General features: G+C 60.1%; 21 protein-coding genes. 9 read left to right on the forward strand and 12 right to left on the reverse strand.

Annotated elements, in window-relative coordinates:
* Positions 1-38: 38 nt before the first annotated feature.
* The 3 genes from ACJO2E_RS14395 to ACJO2E_RS14405 form a co-directional block, all read right to left on the reverse strand.
* Positions 39-1,316 (reverse strand): TPM domain-containing protein, encoded by a 1,278-nt coding sequence (locus ACJO2E_RS14395; protein WP_406964716.1) that lies wholly within the window; start codon positions 1,314-1,316, stop codon positions 39-41.
* A complete protein-coding gene (locus ACJO2E_RS14400; RefSeq protein WP_406964718.1) occupies positions 1,291-1,959 on the reverse strand; it encodes a LemA family protein in 669 nt (222 codons plus the stop codon). The genes ACJO2E_RS14395 and ACJO2E_RS14400 overlap by 26 nt, the downstream gene beginning before the upstream one ends.
* A gap of 110 nt (positions 1,960-2,069) precedes the next feature.
* On the reverse strand, positions 2,070-4,250 hold the full coding sequence (locus ACJO2E_RS14405) for an OsmC domain/YcaO domain-containing protein (RefSeq protein ID WP_406964719.1): 2,181 nt from the start codon (positions 4,248-4,250) through the stop codon (positions 2,070-2,072).
* Between the two features lie 199 nt (positions 4,251-4,449).
* Here ACJO2E_RS14405 and ACJO2E_RS14410 point away from each other — a divergent pair, with 199 nt between their 5' ends.
* From ACJO2E_RS14410 to ACJO2E_RS14420, 3 genes are all read left to right on the forward strand, one after another.
* Entirely contained in the window at positions 4,450-4,827 is a 378-nt protein-coding gene (locus ACJO2E_RS14410; RefSeq protein ID WP_406964720.1) for a hypothetical protein, read from the forward strand.
* A gap of 72 nt (positions 4,828-4,899) precedes the next feature.
* Positions 4,900-7,200 carry a protein translocase subunit SecD gene (gene secD / locus ACJO2E_RS14415; RefSeq protein WP_406964721.1) on the forward strand — a complete coding sequence of 767 codons (2,301 nt, stop codon included), beginning with the start codon at positions 4,900-4,902 and terminating at the stop codon, positions 7,198-7,200.
* A gap of 193 nt (positions 7,201-7,393) precedes the next feature.
* Entirely contained in the window at positions 7,394-9,163 is a 1,770-nt protein-coding gene (locus tag ACJO2E_RS14420) for a hypothetical protein (RefSeq protein ID WP_406964723.1), read from the forward strand.
* 154 nt (positions 9,164-9,317) lie between these two features.
* Here ACJO2E_RS14420 and ACJO2E_RS14425 read toward each other — a convergent pair whose 3' ends face one another.
* From ACJO2E_RS14425 to ACJO2E_RS14435, 3 genes are all read right to left on the reverse strand, one after another.
* Positions 9,318-9,590, reverse strand: a complete 273-nt coding sequence (locus ACJO2E_RS14425; RefSeq protein WP_406964724.1) for a TIGR02647 family protein — start codon at positions 9,588-9,590, stop codon at positions 9,318-9,320.
* A 116-nt stretch (positions 9,591-9,706) separates the two neighbouring features.
* Positions 9,707-10,672, reverse strand: coding sequence for a zinc-binding metallopeptidase family protein (locus ACJO2E_RS14430; RefSeq protein WP_406964725.1), 966 nt, complete (start codon positions 10,670-10,672; stop codon positions 9,707-9,709).
* Positions 10,673-10,800: 128 nt separating this feature from the next.
* Complete coding sequence (locus ACJO2E_RS14435) at positions 10,801-12,390, reverse strand: ABC-F family ATPase (RefSeq protein ID WP_406964726.1); 1,590 nt, start codon at positions 12,388-12,390, stop codon at positions 10,801-10,803.
* A gap of 416 nt (positions 12,391-12,806) precedes the next feature.
* Between ACJO2E_RS14435 and ACJO2E_RS14440 the strand changes: the two genes are divergently transcribed.
* A complete protein-coding gene (locus ACJO2E_RS14440; protein WP_406964727.1) occupies positions 12,807-13,484 on the forward strand; it encodes a hypothetical protein in 678 nt (225 codons plus the stop codon).
* Positions 13,485-13,559: 75 nt separating this feature from the next.
* On the opposite strand, the gene ACJO2E_RS14445 is transcribed toward ACJO2E_RS14440, so the two are convergent.
* On the reverse strand, positions 13,560-13,949 hold the full coding sequence (locus tag ACJO2E_RS14445; RefSeq protein ID WP_406964728.1) for a DUF4168 domain-containing protein: 390 nt from the start codon (positions 13,947-13,949) through the stop codon (positions 13,560-13,562).
* 470 nt (positions 13,950-14,419) lie between these two features.
* On the opposite strand from ACJO2E_RS14445, the gene ACJO2E_RS14450 reads away from it, so the two are divergent.
* Entirely contained in the window at positions 14,420-15,028 is a 609-nt protein-coding gene (locus ACJO2E_RS14450; RefSeq protein WP_406964730.1) for a DVUA0089 family protein, read from the forward strand.
* A 56-nt stretch (positions 15,029-15,084) separates the two neighbouring features.
* Here ACJO2E_RS14450 and ACJO2E_RS14455 read toward each other — a convergent pair whose 3' ends face one another.
* Positions 15,085-16,050 carry a LysR family transcriptional regulator gene (locus ACJO2E_RS14455; RefSeq protein WP_406964732.1) on the reverse strand — a complete coding sequence of 322 codons (966 nt, stop codon included), beginning with the start codon at positions 16,048-16,050 and terminating at the stop codon, positions 15,085-15,087.
* A 113-nt stretch (positions 16,051-16,163) separates the two neighbouring features.
* Between ACJO2E_RS14455 and ACJO2E_RS14460 the strand changes: the two genes are divergently transcribed.
* Complete coding sequence (locus tag ACJO2E_RS14460; RefSeq protein WP_406964733.1) at positions 16,164-16,394, forward strand: hypothetical protein; 231 nt, start codon at positions 16,164-16,166, stop codon at positions 16,392-16,394.
* 3 nt (positions 16,395-16,397) lie between these two features.
* Here the strand turns inward: ACJO2E_RS14460 and ACJO2E_RS14465 are convergent, their stop codons facing one another.
* Positions 16,398-17,819 carry a carotenoid oxygenase family protein gene (locus tag ACJO2E_RS14465; RefSeq protein WP_406964734.1) on the reverse strand — a complete coding sequence of 474 codons (1,422 nt, stop codon included), beginning with the start codon at positions 17,817-17,819 and terminating at the stop codon, positions 16,398-16,400.
* Positions 17,820-17,849: 30 nt separating this feature from the next.
* Entirely contained in the window at positions 17,850-18,350 is a 501-nt protein-coding gene (locus ACJO2E_RS14470) for a DoxX family protein (RefSeq protein ID WP_406964736.1), read from the reverse strand.
* Between the two features lie 60 nt (positions 18,351-18,410).
* Between ACJO2E_RS14470 and ACJO2E_RS14475 the strand changes: the two genes are divergently transcribed.
* A complete protein-coding gene (locus tag ACJO2E_RS14475) occupies positions 18,411-18,977 on the forward strand; it encodes a TetR/AcrR family transcriptional regulator (RefSeq protein WP_406964737.1) in 567 nt (188 codons plus the stop codon).
* A gap of 137 nt (positions 18,978-19,114) precedes the next feature.
* Positions 19,115-19,894, forward strand: coding sequence for a DUF899 domain-containing protein (locus ACJO2E_RS14480; RefSeq protein ID WP_406964738.1), 780 nt, complete (start codon positions 19,115-19,117; stop codon positions 19,892-19,894).
* Positions 19,895-19,982: 88 nt separating this feature from the next.
* On the opposite strand, the gene ACJO2E_RS14485 is transcribed toward ACJO2E_RS14480, so the two are convergent.
* Positions 19,983-21,086, reverse strand: a complete 1,104-nt coding sequence (locus ACJO2E_RS14485) for a histone deacetylase family protein (protein WP_406964739.1) — start codon at positions 21,084-21,086, stop codon at positions 19,983-19,985.
* 326 nt (positions 21,087-21,412) lie between these two features.
* Between ACJO2E_RS14485 and ACJO2E_RS14490 the strand changes: the two genes are divergently transcribed.
* The gene (locus tag ACJO2E_RS14490; protein ID WP_406964740.1) at positions 21,413-21,619 is read left to right on the forward strand and encodes a cold-shock protein; all 207 of its coding nucleotides are present in this window, start codon (positions 21,413-21,415) and stop codon (positions 21,617-21,619) included.
* Between the two features lie 65 nt (positions 21,620-21,684).
* On the opposite strand, the gene ACJO2E_RS14495 is transcribed toward ACJO2E_RS14490, so the two are convergent.
* Complete coding sequence (locus tag ACJO2E_RS14495) at positions 21,685-22,983, reverse strand: methyl-accepting chemotaxis protein (RefSeq protein WP_406964741.1); 1,299 nt, start codon at positions 22,981-22,983, stop codon at positions 21,685-21,687.
* Between the last annotated feature and the right edge of the window lie 38 nt (positions 22,984-23,021).

Raw genomic sequence — 23,021 nt, forward strand, 5'->3', positions numbered from 1 at the left:
GAGTTAAGACCGGTCAGCGGCCCTAATCGGGGACACTATCACTGATCTGGTTTTTCAGGGGCAGGACCTTGCAGCGTCCTGCTCTGACCAGCCCTCTCAATAATGATCGTCTGTTCTTCGCCTGTCCTGGCCTGCCCCATGAGTTGCAGGGCGTGGCGGTGGTGCTCCACGTCAGTTCCATTCCAGGACACCAGGCGGTCCCCCCACTGAAATCCGAATTCCGCAGCGGCCGATGCCGGTTGAACCCCGATGACAAAGGTCTGTTGCTCATCGCTGGTGGCAGTGGATAGCCCCCAACGAAGCATACGCTCGGAATGCGGGTAGCCATTGCCGTCCAGACGCCAGTCCATAAAGGCAAACCGATAGCGATGAAACTCCTGGCGCCGGAAATGCCAGGTGTTGTCTCGGCCAAAACCAATCGCCTGCTGCAGTACGGTCAGGTCGAGTTTCCAGCCATTGCCGGCGTTCTGAAGAAACCAGGGGGAGCACTGGCGTTCATCCATGCCGTACCGGAGCACCGCAAACTGCCCGTCAGTGGATGTCAGTACCTCTCCTTCGCTACAGGCTCGATAGGCGCGAACCACATTGTCCATCTGGGCCGGCGTCATGGTCCATTCGGCGAGCATCCTGCGGGTGGCCCCGGTGTAGATTGGCAAGTCGGGGTTATCATTCCGGTTGTCCATGGCGTGGAGATAGGCGTCGACAGTCTGCCTTGGTCCGCCCTGGGGGGCTGCCATGCCTGATGGTTGCGTAGTGTCTGACGAAGGCCGGCCCTTGCCCAGATCGGCGTCCACGGTCGCGCCCGCGCCGCCGGTTGCCGCGGGCAGGGTAGAGGGATCAAAGGCCTGGTTGGCTTCAGCCTCCTGGGCGCGGGTCACGATCAGTTCGGTGGTGGCCACGATACCGTCGGCAACACGTCCATCGCGGAAAAAGGGCACCATCTGCCGGTGTTCGAGGTAGCTGATCAGGGCGTCGGGATAGACACCTTCAAGGGCCTGGGAAACTTCAATCCGTACCTGGTCCTGTTCGGGGTCCAGCAACAGCAGAAGGCCTTTACCGTTCTCGCTGCGACCACCCACCGCAAGATTCTCAAACCACTCTACGGAACGTCGGTTAATGTCGGCGTGGCCGTCTTCAATCACCACGCGGTAGTCGATGCCGTGGTCCTCCAGCAGATGTGCGTGGTAGTTCTCCAGATAGGCGGCCTGGCCTTCGCTCAGCAGGCCGGTATGGTCTTCAAGCCACGAATCAGGCCGGGAACAGGCGACAAGCAGCAGTAGCGCCAGGGCATTAATCGAAAACCGGAGTAACGGCATCCTCTGCCTCCTCATCGGCTTCAAAGTAGGCCTTGCGCTGAAGCTGCCCAAGGCTGGCCCAGAGGTTACCCGGTATCCGACGAATGGCGGCGTTATAGGCCTCCACGGCATCGTTGTATCGCATGCGGGCAACGTTGATGCGGTTTTCCGCGCCCTCGATCTGCGCCTGAAGGGTAAGGAACTGGTCGGAGGAGTGTAGTCGCGGGTAGTTCTCCACCACCGCCATCAGGTGCCGGGACTGGACAGAAAGTTGTGCCTGGGCCCGGGCGATACGCCGCAGCGTTTCCTCATTCTTCGGTGCCTCGCTGGCAGAGGTGGCGGTGGCCTCTTCGGCGGTCGTGCTGGCGCTGTTTACAGCCTCCAGTATCCGGGAAACATTGGCATTGGCCTGCTGCGCCCGGCCTTCCACGACGCCCTGCAGGGTTTCCTGCTCATGTTCGAGATAACGGGAGACGGTGGCTACCAGTGAGGGGATCAGGTCATGGCGCCGCTGGTAATTGCTTTCCAGTTGCGCCCATGAGGAGTCCACTGCTTCTTCCTTGCTGATCAGTTGGTTATAACTCCAGAGAAGTCCGGCGACGATCACGATTGCAAGCACAAGCATGATGATCGGTTTGAGATCCCTCGATCGGTTACGTTCCATGAATCCGGTCGCTCCGTTATCAGAATTTTTGATAGCGATAGCCTATCTGATCCCTGTCCCCATAGTCCATCGGGGCATCGCTCTGCGACATGGAGCCTGATGGTACTTGGTCAGCCCCGGGCCGCCCGCGCCGCATGCAGCTTCTTGTAGCTGTCGATCAGCCGCTGGTGTTTCTCCAGCCCTTCAAGCTGCATGTTGGTGGGTGTCAGTCCATGGAAGCGAACGGTGCCGTTCACCGATCCCACCACCGCGTCCATGGTATCGTCACCGAACATGCGACGCAGGTTGACGATGAAGTCGTCCAATTCCAGCTCGTCATCCAGGGCGATCTCCAGCACCGCGTTTACGGCCTGGTAGAACAGGTTGCGTTCCACGGTGTTGTCGTTGAACTGCAGGAAGGCTTCCACCCGTTCCAGGGCTTCCTCGTGCTGCCCCAGCGCCAGGTTGATCAACAGCTTCAGTTCCAGGATGGTGAGCTGGCCCCACACCGTGTTTTCGTCGAACTCGATGCCGATCAGGGTGATGATGTCCGTGTAGTCGTCCATCTGGCTTTCTTCCAGACGCTCTACCAGGTCATTGAGCTGGTTATCGTCCAGGGCGTGCAGGTTGAGGATGTCCTCGCGATAGTCCAGGGCCTTGTTGGTGTTGTCCCAGATCAGGTCCTCCACCTCGTAGACCTCGGAATAGCCCGGCACCAGGATGCGGCAGACCGGCGCGCCCAGGTCATCATGGACCATCATGTAGGCTTCCTTGCCCAGGTCGGCGAGGATGCCGAACAGGCGGTCCGCTTCCTCCTCGTTGGTGCCTGAGAAGTCCCAGTGGCTGAATTCGATATCCGCTCGCGCACTGAAGAAACGCCAGGACACCACGCCGGTGGAGTCGATAAAGTGCTCCACGAAGTTGTTGGGCTCGGCCACCGCCTGGCTGTTGAAGGTGGGCGGCGGTACGTCGTTCAGGCCCTCAAAGCTGCGGCCCTGTAGCAGTTCCGTGAGACTGCGCTCCAGGGCCACCTCAAAGCTCGGGTGGGCGCCGAAGGAGGCAAACACCCCGCCGGTGCGCGGGTTCATCAGGGTGACACACATCACCGGGAACTGGCCGCCCAGGGAGGCATCCTTCACCAGCACCGGGAAACCCTGCTTCTCCAGGGCGTTAACCCCCTCAAGGATGTGGGGATACTGCTCAAGCACGGACAGCGGCACATCCGGCAGGACAATCTCCTCCTCGATGATCTGCTTCTTAACCGCCCGCTCGAAGATTTCCGACAGGCACTGCACCTGGGCCTCATGGAGGGTATTGCCGGCACTCATGCCGTTGCTCAGGAACAGGTTCTCGATCAGGTTGGAGGGGAAGTACACCACCTCGCCATCGGACTGGCGGACAAAGGGCAGGGACACAATGCCACGGTCCGCCCGACCGGAGTTGGTATCGATCAGGTTGGAACCGCCCAGTTCGCCGTCCGGGTTGTAGATGGCCAGGCAATGGTCGTCCAGGATGCCCTTGGGCAGTTCATCATCCGGCCCCGGCTGGAACCATTTCTCACTGGGGTAGTGGACGAACTCGCTGTTGGCGATCTCCTCCCCGAAGAACTGGTCGTTGTAGAAGAAGTTGCAGCTCAGCCGCTCAATGAACTCGCCCAGGGCCGAGCACAGGGCACTCTCCTTGGTGGCGCCCTTGCCATTGGTGAAGCACATGGGCGAGGCGGCATCGCGGATATGCAGTGACCATACGTGGGGCACGATATTACGCCAGGAGGAAATCTCGATCTTCATGCCCAGCTCCGCGAGGATGCCGGTCATGTTGGCGATGGTCTGCTCCAGGGGCAGGTCCTTGCCTTCGATAAAGGTGCGGTGGTCTTCGTCCGGCTCCTCCATCAGCAGGGCCTGGGCCTCCTCGGCCAGGCTCTCCACCGGTTCGATCTCGAACGTCGGGCCGGTCTGTACGACCTTTTTCACCGTGCAGCGGTCGATGGAGCGCAGGATACCCTGTCGGTCCTTGTCGGAGATGTCCTCCGGCAGCTCCACCTGGATCTTGAAGATCTGGTTGTAGCGATTCTCCGGGTCAACGATGTTGTTCTGGGACAGCCGGATGTTGTGGGTCGGAATGTCCCGGGCCTTGCAGTACACCCGCACGAAATAGGCGGCACACAGCGCCGACGATGCCAGGAAATAGTCGAACGGGCTGGGCGCCGAGCCATCGCCCTTGTAACGGATAGGCTGGTCCGTAACGACGGTAAAGTCGTCGAACTTGGCTTCCAGGCGGAGGTTGTCGAGGAAGTTGACGTTGATTTCCATGGTGAAAGATCCGGAAATTGGAGAATGTTGGCGAAGCGGTGCCATTAATGGCGGCCATTATCCAGTTTTTGGGGCCTTCCGTCTTGTGGGGTTGTGCGTAGAAAAGCCTGTTGGCACAGGGCCCACGTAGAAACCACCATGTCTCTTGACGGTACCGTGGCGCGGCCTCAGACTGATTTCACTTACCCGGAATACCGTTATGAGCGCAATCGGAACCCGCAACTTGCCCCGATGGCAGTCCATGCCCGCAGGGATGGCCGTGGCGGCGCTTGCGCTGGTTTTCCTGTGTGCCATCACCCAGGCCAGTGCCCGGCCCACTGATACCGGGCCAGCCTTCTCTCACCAACTACATCACCTGGCGGTTGCCAGCCACAGCGCCCTCCTGAGTGTCACCGAGCCGGATAAACTGGCCAGCGATCTGCTGGACAACGACCAGATACCACCGGTGTGGGCGCCAACGCCGGATATTCGTCCGGGTTCCAGGTTGGCATCCCCTGTACCCGGGGGAGCAAGTCCTGGCCTGCTGGCCAGCCCAGACTATCTCATTCCCCCGCTCAGGGCCCCGCCCATCGGGTAATCCTTCGTCGTTACCACTCGCCTGCCTGGCCCCGGCCTGGCGGCGTCAACACGCTTGAATCAGGGATTACCCATGAAATCGTTACGCTCACGGGCCGTTGTCTACGGCCTGGTGATCGTGCTCGGGCTTCTGAGCGCGATCCCGAACCTGCTGCCGGCTTCCCTGGCAGAAAGGGTGCCGGCCTGGTACCTGGATAACACTGTCTCCCTGGGACTCGACCTCCAGGGCGGTTCCCACCTCTTGCTGGAGGTGGATGACCGTGAATTGCTCGCCGCCAACCCGGACCTGCCCCCGGAGGAGGTCACCCGGGATGGGGTGGAACGCAGCCTTGAGGTGGTACGGCGACGGCTGGACGAAACCGGTCTGGTGGACCCGACCATTACCCGCCAGGGCCACAACCATATTCTGGTGCAGATGCCGGGCGTGGCGGATCCGGCCGAGATCCGGGAACTGCTGGGTACTACCGCGAAGATGAGTTTCCATTGGGTGACCAGCCGTACCGGCGACGACACAAGCTTCATGGTGCCGGACACCGCCGGCGAGCGTGAGTACCGTCTGGAAAAGCGGCTGGCCATGGCTGGAGAACACATTCGGGATGCCCGGATGGCTTTCAACCCCGATACCGGAGAGCCCGTGGTGAATTTTCGGCTGGACGGTGAGGGCGCCCGGCAGTTCGGTGCCATGACCCGGGACAATATCGGGCGTGCCCTGGCGGTGGTACTGGACGGCCAGGTTATTACCGCACCGGTGATTCGGGACGTGATCCCGGGGGGCAGCGGAGAGATCAGTGGCGCCTTTACTCCCACCGAGGCCACTAACCTGGCACTGCTGTTACGGGCCGGCGCCCTGCCGGCACCTTTGCATGTGATTGAGGAGCGCACTGTCGGCCCCGACCTTGGCAGCGACGCCATCACCATGGGGGTAACCACCGGGCTTGCCGGAGCCGTCCTGGTGTTCGCCTTCATGGTCGCCCTCTACGGCCGCTGGGGGCTGATCGCCTGCCTCGGGCTGACGGTCAACGTGGGCCTGGTGTTCGGTGTGCTCAGCCTGCTGGGCGCCACCCTGACGCTGCCCGGTATTGCCGGCATCATCCTTACCGTCGGCATGGCGGTGGACGCGAATATCCTGATCAATGAGCGGATACGTGAGGAGTTGCGCAGGGGACGGCCCGCCTGGATGGCGCTGCGGGAGGGCTTTGCCCGGGCCTACGGCACCATCATCGACTCCAACGTGACTACGTTGATCGCGGTCAGCCTGCTGTTTCTGTTTGGCAGCGGACCGGTCCGTGGTTTTGCCCTGACCATTGGTATCGGGCTGGTGACCTCGCTGTTCACGGCGGTGGCCTTTACACGGCTGGTCATGGAAGGGTGGATTCGCGGTCGCGAGCGTGAGCCTCTGGCCATGCCGGGCATAGCGGCCCTGGAGCGGCTCAGCGAGCGGGGCGTCAATGTCATGCGCGGCCGGTATCTGGGGCTGGCGCTATCAGGGACATTGTCGCTGGCTTCGGTGGTACTGTTCTTCCAGCCCGGGCTGGACTACGGCGTTGATTTTACCGGCGGCACCCTGGTGGAGGTGAGCGCCCCCGGCGTGGCTGTGGAGGACCTGCGTAATACCCTGCAAGTCCGGGACCTGGGGAGTGCATCCATCCAGGAGGTGGGGGGCGAAGGCCGGTTCATGGTGCGGCTGCCGGTGGAGGAGGGCGGTACGGAACGGATCACCCACCGGGTGGATGAGGTGAAGCAGGCGGTTACGCAGGTGCAGCCGGATGCTGAGTTCCCGAAAGTCGACATGGTAGGTCCCAAGGTCAGCGGCGGATTCAGTGACGCCACCATACTGGCCGTCCTGCTGGCGGGTGTTGGTATGCTGGGTTACCTGTGGGTGCGATTCGAGTCGCACTTTGCCGCGGCCGCCACCCTGACCATTGCCCTGGACCTGACCAAGACCATTGGCTTCTTTGCACTGACGGGCGTGGAATTCAACCTGACGGCGGTTGCCGCGCTGCTGGCGCTGATCGGTTACTCGGTCAACGACAAGGTGGTGGTGTTCGACCGCATCCGGGAAAACCTGCGTGAGCACCCCGATATGCCCATGCTGGACCTGCTCAACAAGAGCATATCGTCCACGTTGACCCGCACGGTGTTCACGTCGGTGACCACGTTCCTGGCGATCCTGCCCATGGGGATAGCCGGCGGTGCCGCGGTGTCCAGCTTTGCCCTGCCCATGCTTTTTGGCATCGTTATTGGCACCAGCTCGTCGGTGTTTATCGCCTCGCCGATTCTGTATTACTTCAGCCAGAGACGGGCCCGCCGGGGCCTGCCCCAGCTTCGTCCGACGGCGGAGGAAGTGCGCCGGGAACTGGACCTGATTCCCTAGTAACTTTCTGATCTCCTCATCACAAATGGACGGGCCGGATGATGTATTGCCTGTAGGTAATGACCAAAAATGTGGTAAAACACCGGCCTGGACGTGACTGATGTTGCCTATCCCGGTTTTCTGTTGGGCGGGTAGCCCGACGTCTCTACCCATACCTGGTGCGGTATGAAAAATCATGCAAGGAGAGATAACCATGAGCCATGAAGGAACTGCCTTCTCACCCAGGCCGCTGGCCAGGGCCATTCGCTTCGGATTGCTTGCGGGCAGTGTCGCCGGCATCGGCCTGCTGGCGGGCTGTACCGACGGCGGTAGCGGACGCTTTGTGGATGCGGACAAGAGCACGATCGGTGATCCGGTCAAGGGCGAACTGACCTCCGGCAGCGAGATCAACCTGAAGGACGGTTCCCGTCACGGCCGCCACTGGATGTGCGGCGGAGATAGCGACGCCGGCGTGCTGTACCAGGTGAAGGCGCCGTTCCTGTCACAGGTCTCGCTGTACGATGACAACGGTGACTGGCTGGGCAGTGCCCGCTCCGAGCTGGAGGGTGAGGCCGGGCTGCTGCTCAGCGCTGACGAGGGATGCGTTCTCGTGGTGATCAGCGGCGAGGACCAGAACGACTATGGTCCTTATGCCCTGGAGCCGGAAAAGGCAGCAGCGAGTGATGAGCTGGCGGATGGCCGGACGATTGCCGGAACCGCCGGGGAGGAGTCCCGCCATGCCTTCACGGTGGAGGAGGCCTCCCAAGTTGCCCTGCGTCTTACCGGTGGCGGCAATGCCACGGTGACCCTCGGTAGTGAGGGGCAGGCTGCCAGGGCCTATCGCTGCGGCGACAGCCAGCAGACCCTGACCACCTACCTGGAGCCGGGTGCCTATGAAGCGGTTATCTCCCCGGACGGGCGCAGGAAACTGCCGATGGATGAGCGCTGCGAGGATACCTTTGCCAGTACCGGAGACGGCTACCGCCTGTCACTGGACATTTCCGGCCTGGCCAAGGGCGAGCGTAACGGCGGCCCGTTGCGGGGCGGAGATCAGATTACCGGTACCCTGACCGGACCTTCGGCCGTCAACGAATACACATTGGATATCGAGGAACCGACCCAGGTGAACCTGCTGGTGTCGTCCCTGGAATTCGACGCCATGCTGAAACTCTGGGGTGGCGAAACCAACATCGAGGTGGACGATACCGATGGCAGCACCGATCCACTCCTCAACACCTTGTTGATGCCGGGCAGCTACCGGGTGCAGGTGGCTGGCTTCGATGACGAACACGGTGCCTATTCCATCGACCTGGCCACGTCGTCCTTTGACGGTGAGTTCAGGAACGGCGGTGAACTGCCCGTTGGCGAGACGCTGCACGGCATGGCCGACGGCTCGGGGGTGAACGCCTACACCCTGACTCTGGAGCAGGCGTCCGACCTGAACATCGGGGTCTTCTCCTCTGCCTTCGATACCATGCTGAGCCTGTCAGGCCCCGGCGTGTCCGTCACTGATGATGACGGCGCGGGCGATACCAACTCACGGATCTCCACGGTTGTGGGGCCGGGTGAATACCGTGTGGAAGTGTCCAGCTACGCCGGCAATGCCTCGGGCGCGTTCCGCCTGGAAGCCAATGTCACCCCCTATGACGGTGAGATCAGCGAGGGCTGTGAGGAAAACCAGGAAGGCGTCTGCACCCTTGAGCCGAACACCACCATCCGAGGGGTGCTTAACGATGGCAGCCAGCAGTACGATTTCGTGCTGGAGCAGCCGTCACAGGTGGTTGTCAGCATGGATTCCAGTGCTTTCGATACCCTGTTGGCCCTGGAGGGCGAGGGCACCAGACTGAGCGACGATGATGGCGGCGGCATGACCAATTCCCGGATCAGCACCATGCTGGAAGCCGGCACCTACCGGATCACCGCGGACACCTACGATGGTGTGGGGCCCTATACGCTGAGGCTGCAGTCTACGCCAGCACAATAGTGGTGTGAACGGGCCTGGCCAGGTGCGTTTGATGGCGCCTTGCCGGGCTCGACTTTTCCATCCATCGGGAGCATTTGCCTCAGCGGGTGCGCCCCGGTTCCCGAACCTTACTTCCATGCCTTAGCCGGTGCAGAAGTGGCTCCCGAAAGCGGCGTTAGCCCCCGTTGGCAGCAGGCATCGCCTCATCCGGGCTGCTACTCAGGATTGCCAGCACCTTCTGAACATGCTCCGCCGTCTCATTCCCCAGCGGGGTGAGATATCCGCCATCCCTTTGCGTAATCAGGCCTTTCCGGTAAAGACGTTCCGCCGCGTCCACCAGCTCCAGTGGGGCGGAGTGCTGGTGCACTTTGATACCTTCCCGTGAGGAAGCACCGTCAAACATGGCCAGTAGATTGAGTTCGCTGAGGTGGTCGTTGTTAAAGGGCATAGCGATTTCCTTTTACTTGTTGTTTTGGCGACGAAAGTCGAGCCAGGAACAGGCCATTGGCTGGCACGGCCGCCTTCCGCAGTGTCGTCCAGATGCGACTTTTTGTCCATGGGAACTCACAGCCCCAGAGCGCCCCGTCGCAGCCAGTCGTGTACAAACGCCAGTTTGTGACGGGCATGCTCCGACAGCACGAACGGATAGAGATCCGATAGCCCCATGGACCGGTTGACATGGTTGATACCCACTGCCAGCGCTGCGGCAATATGGATCAGCCGCTGGGCGTCCGGTTCTGAATAGGGGTCCCAGTCCGGACCTGGTATCTGGGCGGATGACAGGCCGGTGGCCACGAAACTGTCGGCAATGTCGGTCAGGTGCAGCAGGTGCGCGGTGGTTTCTGCCCAGTCCTCATGAGGGTGGGCGGAAGCGTAACTGGTCAGGTAGAAACGCCGCCATTCCGCCGGAGGGCCGTTTTCATAGTGATACTGAAGGGCAGCCGGATAATCGATCCGCTCATCACCGAACATGGCGCGGAAAGCGTCCAGGAAATCGTCCCGCAGGCTCAGGCGCCACCAGAGCATATGGGCAATCTCGTGGCGCATATGGCCTATCATGGTGCGATAGGGCTCCTGTAGTGCCTCGCGGCGTGTCGTCACCAGAATGGGATCCACCTCGGCCACACTGATAGTGACCACGCCCTGAGCATGTCCCATGGGGACCGGGGTTGGCCCTTCCGCCAGCAGGTGAAACACGGGGCGGGCACCTGGATCTTCCGGGCGGAACCAGTGCCAGCGCCCAAGATTGTCCAGGGCCCACCGCTTGGCTGCCTCGGTCAATGCCCAGTTGGGGACGGCGTTCTCGATGGTAGGGTCCGGTGCCAGGGCGGTCATCGCACAGGAACGGCAGAAGGCACCGGCTTCCGGCGCGATCCAGTTACAGGCGATCCGGTCGCGATTGGCACAGAACGGCGGTGTGGGCAGGAAGGCTCGGGCCTGGGGATCATACGCGACCGGCGTACCATCGGCCGTCGCCAGGTTATCGAACCAGAGGGAGCCTGAACCAACGGGATTGGCGAAGATGCGCATGGTGGTCGCTCCTTGGGGGCTTCAACCACCATACTGCGGGACAGCCGCGCCTGTTCACAAGCCACCTCTGCAAAAGATTCATTGCATGATGGACAGGAACGGCGTCCAGGGGGCGCCTGGTCTTCAGGCTACAGCGCTATCCCGAGGTTGCGCAGATAATCGTCGTAGGTGCCGCTGAAGTCGGTGACGCCGTCCTCTGACAGTTCGATGATCCGGGTCGCCAGGCTGGAGACGAACGCCCGGTCGTGGCTCACGAAGATCAGCGTACCTGCGTAGTGCTCCAGGGCGAGGTTCAGGGCCTCGATGGATTCCATATCAAGGTGGTTGGTGGGCTCGTCCATGACCAGCACGTTGGGTTGCTGCAGGATCAGTTTGCCGAACAGCATGCGACCCTGCTCGCCACCGGAGATGACCTTTACCGGTTTGATAATGTCATCGGCGGAAAACAGCATGCGTCCCAGGGTGCCCCGCACCAGTTGCTCACCACCATCGGTCCATTGCGACATCCAGTCATACAGGTTGTCATCGCTGGCAAAGTCGTCGCCGTGCTCCTGGGCGAAATAGCCCACCTCGGCGGCGTCCGCCCATTTGACGGTGCCGGTCCGGGGCGCCAGGTTATCCACCAGCGTGCGCAGCAGGGTGGTCTTGCCAATACCGTTGGGGCCGATGATGGCCACCCGCTCGCCGGCTTCGATCTGCAGGTTGAGGTTACGGAACAGGATGTCCTCCTCGAACCCCTGGCTCACCTTGTCCACGACCACCGCCTGACGGTGCAGCTTGCGGCCCTGGTCGAACCGGATAAAGGGACTCATACGGCTGGAGGGGCGGATTTCCTCAAGCTGGATCTTGTCGATCTGACGGGCCCGGCTGGTGGCCTGCTTTGCCTTGGAGGCATTGGCGGAGAACCGGCTCACGAAGGTCTGCAGCTCGGCGATCTGGGCCTTCTTCTTGGCGTTGTCCGCCTGGATCCGCTCCCGGGCCTGGGTGGCGGCCGTCATGTACTCGTCGTAGTTGCCCGGAAACTGACGCAGTTCGCCATAGTCCAGGTCGGCCATGTGGGTACACACGCTGTTCAGGAAGTGCCGGTCGTGGGAGATGATAATGATGGTGCTGTCCCGCTCCATCAGGATCTGTTCCAGCCAGCCGATGGTGTTGATGTCCAGGTGGTTGGTGGGCTCGTCCAGCAGCAGGACGTCCGGGTCGGAGAACAGGGCCTGGGCGAGCAGCACCCGCAGTTTCCAGCCGGGTGCGATCTCGCTCATGGGGCCATTGTGCTGTTCCAGCGGAATGCCCAGCCCCAGCAGAAGCTCCCCGGCCCGGGACTCAGCGGTGTAGCCGTCCAGTTCGGCGTACTCATTCTCCAGCTCACCGACGGCCATGCCGTCCTCTTCGGTCATCTCCGTTTTGGCGTAGATCCGCTCCCGCTCGGCATGCACCCGCCACAGCTCTTCATGCCCCATGATGACGGTATCCAGCACGCTGTAGTCTTCATAGGCGAACTGGTCCTGGCGCAGCTTGCCCAGACGGATACCCGGCGACAGCATGACCTGTCCGCTGCTGGGCTCCAGCTCCCCACCGAGTATCTTCATGAATGTGGACTTGCCGCTGCCATTGGCGCCGATCAGACCGTAACGGTTGCCCCCGCCAAACTTGACGGAAACGTTCTCGAACAGGGGGGTTGCCCCGAATTGCATGGTGAGGTTCGCGGTGGAAATCAAAAGAAACCGTCCTGGGGGAAGGAGGGCAGCGCCGCCCGTTGAGCGCGACGTTGCCCGAAAAATTGGGCGCACAGTGTACAGCGTGGCCGACCGGAGTCATAGCCTGCCGGGTACGTACATGCCCGATCCCCGCATGGGTGTCCGGGCAACAGTGACATTGATACAGGCACCAACGTGAGGACGGTTCATGGTCATCATGAAGGACGGGGCCCTCGACAAGAACATGCTTCGATAAACCGGACTGTCTTGTCATTCCGTAGATCAGGTCTCGAAAACTACCTATGACATTATTTTACAATCATTCGCCTGTACTGAATGTAATGTGGCGCGTCTGCCATCCGGCCATCGGCCGATGGATGGATGCGCTACCGAAGGATCAAATTGACGGTCCGAACGGACAGCAGGGGAATACGATAGTGAACGTTGCGATGGAACAGGCCGACAATATCAATCTGGATAGCTGGAGTCTGCCAAGCTTTGACGTACAGCGCCAGAGTTGGGATGTACCGCCAAGGCAGGAATGGCGCATTGAGAGCAAATTCCGCCAGACCTGTGCCCGGGCTAAGACCAGCACCCTGTTCAGACGCTTCAACGGCCATTACCTGGCGATACAGACTCACCGCCGCAAGCGGGAACTGCCTGAGCAGGTCATTGACCTGACCTTCGTGGAGTCGCAACCGAGGGAAGTGAAGGATCATCGCTACACACTCTGGTTCGTGGCCACATGCCTGCTGACCATACCCGCGATCATCTACTCGCTGGTGCCGTTCTCCCCGTTATGGCTCGGGGCGCCGGTGGTTGTGGCACTATTGCTGATGGTGGCGGCCGTAGGGCTGAGGAAACACCACTTCGATTTTCTTGCCCTCAACAGCGATGTTGTACTTTTCCGTGTCGATGCCCTGAATTCCGACGAAGAGAGGGTGAAGGCCTTTATCGAAACGGTCTGCGCCGGGATCGAGCGGGGGCAGCGTGAACTGCCCGAGGGCAAGCAGAGGCTTCCGCTGGCGGTGGCGGAAATGCGCCGGCTGTCCAGGGATGGCGTGATTACCGTTAATCAGTACGAGGCTATCAAGCGGCACTGGTTTGCGTTGTAGTCACTAGCCACAGGCTTCAAGAAGAAAACCCCGACCATCGGGCCGGGGTTTTCCAGGGGAAACCGGACGCGCCGTTTACATCATGCTATCCACGCGCTCACGGGTTTGCGGGTTGCTGCTGTAGGCTGCGGCAATCTCATTGTAGGTCCGGACATTCAGGTCTTCGTCCTCAATGACGCCAATCATTTTTTCGTTGGCTTCCTGCTGCAGTTTCTGGGCCTGTTCCTGATCACCGGCGGACTCGATCTTGGCCATGTACTCGTCCCGGATGTCGTTGATACCGTCCTGGGCTGAAGCAAACTTCTGCAGCTCAGCGTCCTCAAAGTCAGCGGCAGCGCCCTGCTGACTTCCCATGGTGGTACCACCCTGCTGTTGTCCGCTTTGCTGCTGGGTTTCCTGAGCGAGGGCAGGGCCCGCAGCGAGCAGTGCCATGGATGCGGCCAGGGAGGTCAGAAGCTTGGTCATAGTAATCTCCTTAAAGAGTGTTTGTGCAATTCTGGGTACGAAAATTTGGGACGTCCCAAAAATGATTGCACCTGGCTACCTACAAACCCTGTGCCAGTTTGCACGGTCACGGAAATTCTTAATTTAATGCATAAAAATCAGATAGATAAGTAGAATTTGGTATTAATCACCCTTAATGCACTCTGTGTCATTCTGCCACATGAGGCGGTTATGGTGTGGCATCGGGGCAGTTGGTACTCGGGCGCCGGCGACAGTAGCCGGTTACGTCACGTACTGCACCTCTGAAATCACCCTGTCTTAAAAGTGTCGACATTATTTACACTTGTGAGATGAAAGGGACTGGAGAGATGTCGGGATCTAGGGTAGACAAGGCTTTCGGGGGACTGGCGTATTATTTGCTTATTGTGCCGCGTCAGGGCGGACGTCTCCGTCTGACTTTGCATGGTGATAAAAAGCTATAAGGAGATAGTATGAAAAAGTCTACCGCATTGCTTGCAGGCTGCCTGATGTCATTTTCGGGTATGTCGAGCGCGGCATTGATTAACTTCACCGGGTCAATTGACTACCACAACGACGTTATTTACACCTATTTTTCATTGGACGCTGACGCCACTGATGTCAGAGTCTGGACCGATTCGTTCATGGGAGGGGCTAACTTCGACCCGATTACGGCACTTTGGGAGAGCGATGGCACCCTGATCAACGAAAATGATGACAACGACGATATTGATCCTGCCACCCAGACTCATTATGACTCGGGTTTCAGCCTCGACTTTCTGAGTGCGGGTGACTACGTTTTCACTGTGGCCACCTATAACAACTGGGCAAGCGGGAACAACCTCGCGGATGGTTTCAGTTTTGATAATGAAGCACCGATAGCTCTCAGTGACTGGACTCAACCTGCTAACAGCTCTGACATGGGACCAAACTGGAGTGTCTGGCTGGATGGCGTTGATCGTGCTACCAATCCTTCCGATCCCTCTGATCCCGCGGCAGTTACTGAATCCAGTTCGCTTGCGCTGCTGAGCCTTGGGCTGCTGGGTTTGGGTGTACGGCGGTTGGCTAAAGCTAAAGCCTGATTATTGCCTGGAATAATACGAAAGCCACTACGCTGAACAGGTGTTGTGGCTTTTTCTTACTTTGTTTTTAACGGGTTACCCGAGAGACGTCTGCTTTTCGCCCGTACCACTTCCGTCAGAAAATCCATCAGGGCGTGTATCCGCACTACGCCCCGCAGGTCCGGATGCATCAGGAACCACAGGCCGTATTCCAGCTCAGGGATGGGGGAGGTGAGCTGGACGATGTCCGGGTCCATGTCTGCCAGATAGCATGGCAGTACCGCCAACCCCATGCCAGATCGGATAGCGCTGAAGATACTGACCAGGGTATCGACCCGGTAGACACAGGAAGCCTTCAGTTCATTGTTGTCCATCCACTGATCCACTGCCGAGTCCTGCAGTCTTGGCCCGGCACCAATCCATGGTTGGCTGGCGAGGTCCTTGATGGGCGCTCCCGGGTTCAGGCCAAGGCTGCGGTGACCATAGACGGCCTGGCCAATCTTGGTCAGTGGTCGCCCGATCAGGTTCTCCGGCGGGCGGTTTGAAGGGCGGATGGCGACGTCGGCTTCCCGGCGTGTCAGGTTGAATAGCTGGTTGGAGACGGCAACGTCCAGCACGATTCCCGGGTACCTGTGCCGGAAGGCCGTGAACATGGGCGCCAGCACTCCCATCAGCAGGGAGTCAGTGGTGGTGACCCAGATTTCGCCACTGGGTTCCAGGTCACGACCGGCAACCTTACGCTCCGCAGCCAGGGCGGCCTCATCCATAATCCGGGCGGTAGCCGCCAGTTCCTCTCCCGCCAGCGTGGGCTGGTAACCGGTACGACTCCTCTCGAACAGGGTAACGCCCAGGCGTTGCTCGATATCACCCAGCCGGCGGAAGATCGTGGCATGGCTGACGCCCAGGGCACGGGCCGCACCGGACAGTGAACCGCCGGTCACGATGGCCAGGATAACCTCGAAGTCGTTCCAGGCAAGGTGACTGCGGGCATTATCGTTCCGTGCGTGTGGTTGACGGGCCTGATTGGTTGTTCGTTTTTGCAAAGTTCGTCTTCACCTTTAGGGAATAGTTTGCAGTTATGAAGCATATTAGCATGTGTCTGAACCCATGAGACAACCACGACGTCCGAAGGGACGGCGTGAAGGAGGGCAGGGCCATGATCATTTCAGCTGAGGTACAACACGTTTATCCGGGCAGCGCGACGATGCGCAGGGAGAACGAAGCGGAGAAGCGTCCCGTTGACAGTGTGCCTGGTGACACCATCCCGCCCCGATACCGGGACGGGCGGGGAGGCGTAGCACTGGAACGGGTCCAGAAGGACCGGCGGGAAGCGAGGCGACAGGTTGTGCGGGCTATGATGCGTCGCCTTGGGGACGTGTGGGGTTGATCGCTATCCCGGAGGGAGTGAGAAGAAGTTGCCGTGAAAGCCAAACGGCACCGCGTGTGGCACCTTGATCCGCGCCAGCTCCGTGAAATCGGACGCATCCAGTACCAGCAGGATCGAATGGCCGGCTGTGGTGTCCAGCACCAGGGACAGGATCACCCCGTCATCCTCGTCCCGGGTGCCTGGCCTCGGAACGAACACCGGCTCACCAGGGTAACAGCCGACTTCAGACCAGGTGTCGGTTTCACCTGTCTCCAGGTCGATCTTGTGCAGGGTGTCGAAGAAGGATGCCCCGGGACTGGTACCCGCGGCATACACATAACGGTAGGCCTGCCCGGCGCGCCCTCGGTAGTCAAAGCGGGGCAGTTCCACTGACGCCTCAGCCAGGGTATGCAATGAAACCGCGCTATCACCCGCAAGATCGACAGTACAACGTGTCAGCCTGCCGGTCGCGGTGATGGATGCCCCCGACCTGAGATGGTCCAGATAAAGCTGGTTAACCACCGAGGCATCGGGAAAGGCGATCAGGTCCACGTTTAGCTGGCCGTCCTGCTCAAAGGCATTAACGTGGTGAAAGCTGAAGAAGGCGTCTGCCTGTGCGGTTTTCACCACCTCACCGGTATCCTTGTCGATGATGTGGAAGCGTGTTCCCCGCTCCGGCTCCCATCGATAGTTCTGAATAAAGGGACGGTTGCGAAGCAGGAAGCTGAGTGGATTGGTGACCAGCGGGAACTCGGTCAGTATCAGGTAACGGTCACTCATGCCGAACGAGTGCATATAGGCGGGTCGTTGGATGTCGATGGTGGCAACCACCTGAGCGTCCGTCGACCCCACATCAATCCGGTACAGACGGTACCGGCTGACCCGACCGAACTCCAGCAGATAGTTATACTGGCACTGGCGCCTGGCATCGAAGTGGGGGTGCGCCGTAGTGATCTGTCCGGGCAGGGAGGGCTGCAACGCCTCGCTGTCCAGGGTGGCCAGACTGTCCGGATCGAAGGCGACCGGATGGGGCGTTTCTGTCAGCGCCACGGTATGGTCGCCGATCCGGCTGGTGTTGACGTTGCCGTTGTCGCCGGACTTAGGTCTGGAAGACAGCCGGAGCGTCTGTAGCATTGTTGGCCGCGGGTTGGTGGCAAACTCAGGCCGCCGGATGGTGCCGGCGGCCCCGGCCTCCCGGTAGGCGTTGCTGCGCAGGTAGCGGTTGGTATACACCACACGGCCGTGGTGGAAACGGAACCGGTGCAGCATCGCGAGCCCGTCAAACCAGTGCTTATAGGAGGCTTTTCCCACCTCGAACCGTGCCGGGCCCGTGCGAAGCAGGTCGCCTTCCAGCCATTCCGGTAGCTGTCCGTGGCAGGGCAGTTCCGTCTCATCCAGTTCCTGATCCAGCGTGCTGAATCCCAGGGCACTTCCGGTTGTTGTCATGATCCTGTCTCCTGTTAATCACACGGCACACTAAGGGCTGGTGGTTGGCGTTTGGTTAAGTGGGGTTGACCTGTCGAAGGGCCAGCGCAGGATGCCCGCGCTGTACAACGCCCACCAGACGGCAAGTGGCTGGAAGGCGAGCCGTAGCCAGTAATACCACTGACTGCTGGGCAGGCCGTCGACATTCAGCCCCTGAACGGCGTTATGGACATTGGCTGGGAACACGGCAATGAAGTACACCGCCAGCAGCAGTCCTGCCCATCGTCGCAGCGCGGGAAGCAACAGCCCCAGGCCACCGGCTATTTCGCAGAGTCCGGTCAGTGCTATAACCACCTCCGGCCACGGCATCCAGGTTTCAATCATGGCAAGATACCGCTCAGGGGTGAGCAGGTGATCCACGCCAAAGAACACCAGGGCGATGGCCAGTGCCAGCCGCATGCAGGCGCGGCCATCACGCAGGGATTGGACGCCCAGCCGACCAAAGAGCCAGGCCAATCCGGTGAGAACAAGCAGGGAAAGGAAGAAAATCATGGCTGACCCCGTATAATGTAGACACCGTAAACATAAACTTGGAAGTAGGCACTGTCAACATTGAGCGCTAAAAAGACCGACTATCATCACGGTGACCTTCGGGGATCGCTATTGGACGCGGCCCGGGAAACCCTTGAGCAGAAGGGCGTCAACGCCCTCAGCCTGCGTGACCTGGCACGCCGTACCGGGGTGTCCCACGCGGCGCCATACCGGCATTTCGCCAACCGGCAGGATCTGCTGGTGGCATTGGCGGCGGAAGGCTTTAACGAGCTGGCCCGTCGGTTACGGGCGGAGGAAGGGCAGGGGGATTCCCTTAAGGCCATGGGGCAGGCCTACGTCCGTTTTGCCGTCAGCAACCCATCGCTCTATAAGCTGATGTTCAGCCCCGAACTGGACCGCAAGAAGCCTGAATTACTGGCCGAGGCCGCCGGGGGCGCTTTCGGGCTGTTGCAGGACCATACCGCCACCAGCGAGCAGGACCCGAGCGGTACGCTCGCCGCCTGGTCCATGGTCCACGGCCTGTCACAGATCCTGATTGACCGCCTGATTGCGGATCATCTGCTGGAGCCGGACCAGCTACCGGCGCTGGTTGAGTCTGTGCTCGGGCACCTGGAGATGCCCGGGTAGGGACGAGCGCATTTTCATCGCTTCACCCTGTCGAAATCCCCTCTGCTGATTCGACCAGTCAGTAGGAGCATTGGCTGACCACGATAAAAATGCAGTGGCAACCGATGTCCGGGTCCATCGATAAAGGAGCGTAAACCATGACCACCGAATCCCACCCCGTTGTGTCCCCGGAAGAATGGCGTGCTGCCCATGCCGCCCACCTGGCCCGGGAAAAGGCGCTGACCCGCCAGCGCGACGCCCTGCGGGCCGAACGCCAGGCGTTACCGTGGGTGAAGGTCGACAAGGCGTATGTGTTCGACAGCCAGGAAGGCGGGAAAAACCTGGCGGACCTGTTTGAGGGGCGCAGCCAGCTTATCATCAAGCACTTCATGTTCGGCCCCGGCTGGAAGGAGGGCTGTGTCGGCTGTTCCTTCGAAATGGATCATATCCAGGCGGCGTTGCAGCATCTGGAGCAGCACGATGTAAAGTTTGCCGCTGTGTCGCGGGCGCCGCTGGCGGAAATCCTGCCCTTCAAGGAGCGCATGGGCTGGCACTTTGACTGGCTGTCGTCGTATCAGAGCGACTTCAACTACGACTTCCATGTGTCCTTTACCGAGGAGCAGGTGAAGGCGGGCAAGGGCTACTACAACTTCACCGAGACCGACATTCCGGTGGAGGAACTGTCCGGTCTGAGTTGCTTCTACCGCGACAGCGTCGGCGACGTCTTCCATACCTTTTCTGCCTTCGGGCGTGGTGCGGAGGAAGTGCTGGGCACCTATATGCTGCTGGACATGACCGCCAAGGGAAGGAACGAAACCGGCCCCAGCTTCAACCTGACCGACTGGGTACGGCACCACGACCGGTACGATGCAGGCGGCCATGTTGATGAAACCGGACGTTACCGGAGTGAGGCGAGTTGTTGCCACGAGAGTGAGTAGAAATGGCCAGGATCAAAAGCCCACCATGGCCGTTGTTGGCAAGTGGCGGGCGAGGTTGGAGCCTGATTAGGCATCCTGTTGATCTGCTCTACTGTTCATCACCAAACGCCGAGCGATGAAACTCGGCGGCCGCCTCAACTTCCTGGACGCCGGGTTCCTTGAGTATGGGGGCCTCTCCGCCGGCGAGCACCTCCAGGACCGCATGGACGCCCCGGCTCAGGGATGTCAGGTTGTACCCACCTTCCAGGATGCAGGCCAGCCTGCCCCCGCAGTGCTTGTCGGCGATGTCACGGACGATGCTCGTCATGGCCTTGAAGCCGTCATAGGTGACGTTCAGGGCCATGTCATTGCGATGGGCGTCAAATCCGGCCGATACCAGGACAAGATCGGGTTGATAGTAATCGGCGGCGGGCACAAGGATGTCCCGGAAAACTTTCTCGAAGGCAATGTCTCCGGCGGTTTCCGGTAGCGGTACGTTGATGGTGTAGCCCTCGCCAAGACCGACACCCACGTCCTCCAGGTGCCCCGACCCCGGATAGAAAGGCGCCGCGCAGTGAGTATCGAAAAACAGCACGTTGGGGTCGGCCCAGAAGATATCCTGGGTACCGTTGCCGTGGTGGGCATCCCAGTCAATGATCAGAACGCGCTCACAGCCGAGCTTGGCGTGGGCATGGGCAGCCGCCACCGCGACGTTATTGAGCAGGCAGAAACCGCGGGCACGAACCGGCTCGGCGTGGTGACCGGGTGGTCGTACCAGGGCGAAGGCACTGTTCGATTCGCCCGCTACCACACTCTCCACCGCCGCGATGGCATTGCCGGCCGCTGCAGTGGCAGCTTTGATGCTGTCTGGTGACACGGCGGTTGTGTCCCTGTCCAGCCAGGCCCGCTGGCCTGCAAGGGAGAAAAGATGGTCCAGATAGGACGTGGTGTGGACCCTGGCGAGCTGTTCGTAGCTTGCCGGAGGCGATCCGTATCGAAACTGGACGCCGGCCACCGGGTGGCTGTCCAGGTAGGCTTTCAACTCTGACAGCCGGCCGGGGTGCTCCGGGTAAGTCCACTTGAACTCCAGCTTCTCGAGAATCGTGCGGACACGCTTCTCCACCCGGCTGGGCATGAAGGGCAGCTCTACCTGGGGGTCGTGCCCCAGCATTACCTCGTCGTAGAAGACACTGACTGTACGGTCACCGATCACAGGCCCCCCTTTTAGGCGTACTTTCTATCTATCTCTCATGAGACTAGCCGCAATGGGACTGAAATGGGAGGAATTGGCGCGTTTACGTTATTCTGCTGCCCCGGTTTGTACCTACCAAATAAATTAGGTGATTGGGCCGGAGTAGGTTACTGTGCAGGGGTAGAAAAGATTCGTTACGAACTTAAAAAATATGACGCTTATCTGGTAGTTGTTGGTAGTACACCGTCCTGTTTTCGAGTCCTCTTATTTTTTCCGCACAGCGCTGACCAGCCATCATTCCGATGACCTGGCGGCAACCAGAATGATTGATCTCAGGATATCTTGATATGTCTAACACTACCGGTACGGTTAAGTTCTTCAACGAAGCAAAAGGCTTTGGTTTCATCACTCGTGAAAGCGGCCCGGACGTATTCGTCCACTTCAGCGCCATCCAGAGCAGCGGTTTCAAAACCCTGGCAGAAGGTCAACAGGTTGAATTCAGTGTCAGCCAGGGCCAGAAAGGCCCCCAGGCGGACAATGTTGTTGCTATCTGAATAGCGACGGCATGACCAGAAAGGCAGCTTCGGCTGCCTTTTTTGTTGCCATTTCAAGAGAGCCGCTACTGGCTGATTGACGCAACAGCCTGCTCGACCCGTTCGGCGCCTGCGCTGATCCGGCGGACAATGTCCTCTACACTGGCCACCTCGGCCCTGCCGGTTTCCGCAACCCCGGCAACCTCGCTGATCTTGCTGACGACTTCCGAGGTCAGGGTCAGGTTCTCGTTCACCACTTTCTCGATCTCGGACGTGGACTCACCGGTACGGGCCGCCAATTGCCTGACTTCATCAGCGACCACGGCAAAGCCGCGCCCCTGATCGCCGGCCCGGGCCGCCTCGATGGCGGCGTTAAGCGCCAGCAGGTTCGTGCGATCCGCCACTGACGCGATGGTGCCGATGATCCGCTCAATGCTCTTGGACTGGGCATCGAGTTTTTCAATGACCGCTGTCGCTACCCCGATCCGGTCACGGATGCGGTCCGAGGTTCTCAGTGATGCAGCCAGCGACTCGGCTGCCTGCGCGGCATTACGGGAGGTTTCGGTGGCCGTGGTGGATGCCACTCCTGCGGCATTGCTGGTGCGTTCTGCCTGTTCAACGTGGTCGGTGATGTCGCTGGCGAATTTGACCACCTTCCAGACGTTCCCATCTTTATCGAGAATCGGGTTATAGGAGGCTTCAAGCCAGAGCGTCGAGCCATCCGCCCGCACTCGCTCGAACTTGCCCGATTTGAATTGGCCCTGGCGAAGCTGGGCCCAGAAATCCGGGTTCTCCTGGTAGAAATCCGGTTTGCAGAACATCCGGTGGTGTTTTCCCCTTACGTCATCCAGCCGATAGCCTACCGCATTGAGAAAGTTGTCGTTCGCTACCCGGATCTCACCATCGGGGGTAAATTCGATCACCGCCATTGAACGGTTAATGGCGTTGAACACGGCGGCCTGGCGGGTGGTTTTACGGTGCTCCGCCGTCACGTCATAGGCCAGCTTGATGATATGGGAAACGCGATTCTCGGGGTCCCGTATCGGGAAGTAGCTGGCCTGCAGCCACAGCTCCGCTCCGGTTTTGCTCTTACGCGGGAAGGTCCCGGTCTGCTTCCTGCCCTTTGCAAGCTGATGCCAGAATGACTGGTACTCCATGGTGCTGGCATGGTCCGGATCGCAGAATATCCGGTGGTGACGGCCCTGGATCTCTTCCAGTTCATAGCCGACCACATCAAGAAACAGTGCATTTGCCCGCAGTATGGTGCCATCGGGCTTGAAATGAATACAGGCCACGGAATCCTCGATGGCGTCAATCGTGGATTCCAGTTTCTGTATCCTGGCTTGCTGGACTGCTAGTTGCTGCTTACGGCGGTTCGCGAACATCTACGGGTTACCTGGCGCGGTTGGGGCTAAAGAGAGTA

The sequence above is a fragment of the Marinobacter shunpengi genome, assembly GCF_045449695.1.
Taxonomy (GTDB): Bacteria; Pseudomonadota; Gammaproteobacteria; order Pseudomonadales; family Oleiphilaceae; genus Marinobacter.

What these genes read in the sequence shown, in the direction of transcription:
- ACJO2E_RS14445 (WP_406964728.1), bottom strand. Translation starts at nt 13,949, where the DNA reads ATGACCAAGCTTCTGACCTCCCTGGCCGCATCCATGGCACTGCTCGCT.
- ACJO2E_RS14490 (WP_406964740.1), top strand. Translation starts at nt 21,413, where the DNA reads ATGTCTAACACTACCGGTACGGTTAAGTTCTTCAACGAAGCAAAAGGC.
- ACJO2E_RS14395 (WP_406964716.1), bottom strand. Translation starts at nt 1,316, where the DNA reads ATGCCGTTACTCCGGTTTTCGATTAATGCCCTGGCGCTACTGCTGCTT.
- ACJO2E_RS14425 (WP_406964724.1), bottom strand. Translation starts at nt 9,590, where the DNA reads ATGCCCTTTAACAACGACCACCTCAGCGAACTCAATCTACTGGCCATG.
- ACJO2E_RS14400 (WP_406964718.1), bottom strand. Translation starts at nt 1,959, where the DNA reads ATGGAACGTAACCGATCGAGGGATCTCAAACCGATCATCATGCTTGTG.
- ACJO2E_RS14420 (WP_406964723.1), top strand. Translation starts at nt 7,394, where the DNA reads ATGAGCCATGAAGGAACTGCCTTCTCACCCAGGCCGCTGGCCAGGGCC.
- ACJO2E_RS14410 (WP_406964720.1), top strand. Translation starts at nt 4,450, where the DNA reads ATGAGCGCAATCGGAACCCGCAACTTGCCCCGATGGCAGTCCATGCCC.
- secD (WP_406964721.1), top strand. Translation starts at nt 4,900, where the DNA reads ATGAAATCGTTACGCTCACGGGCCGTTGTCTACGGCCTGGTGATCGTG.
- ACJO2E_RS14470 (WP_406964736.1), bottom strand. Translation starts at nt 18,350, where the DNA reads ATGATTTTCTTCCTTTCCCTGCTTGTTCTCACCGGATTGGCCTGGCTC.
- ACJO2E_RS14495 (WP_406964741.1), bottom strand. Translation starts at nt 22,983, where the DNA reads ATGTTCGCGAACCGCCGTAAGCAGCAACTAGCAGTCCAGCAAGCCAGG.
- ACJO2E_RS14460 (WP_406964733.1), top strand. Translation starts at nt 16,164, where the DNA reads ATGATCATTTCAGCTGAGGTACAACACGTTTATCCGGGCAGCGCGACG.
- ACJO2E_RS14480 (WP_406964738.1), top strand. Translation starts at nt 19,115, where the DNA reads ATGACCACCGAATCCCACCCCGTTGTGTCCCCGGAAGAATGGCGTGCT.
- ACJO2E_RS14465 (WP_406964734.1), bottom strand. Translation starts at nt 17,819, where the DNA reads ATGACAACAACCGGAAGTGCCCTGGGATTCAGCACGCTGGATCAGGAA.
- ACJO2E_RS14430 (WP_406964725.1), bottom strand. Translation starts at nt 10,672, where the DNA reads ATGCGCATCTTCGCCAATCCCGTTGGTTCAGGCTCCCTCTGGTTCGAT.
- ACJO2E_RS14405 (WP_406964719.1), bottom strand. Translation starts at nt 4,250, where the DNA reads ATGGAAATCAACGTCAACTTCCTCGACAACCTCCGCCTGGAAGCCAAG.
- ACJO2E_RS14450 (WP_406964730.1), top strand. Translation starts at nt 14,420, where the DNA reads ATGAAAAAGTCTACCGCATTGCTTGCAGGCTGCCTGATGTCATTTTCG.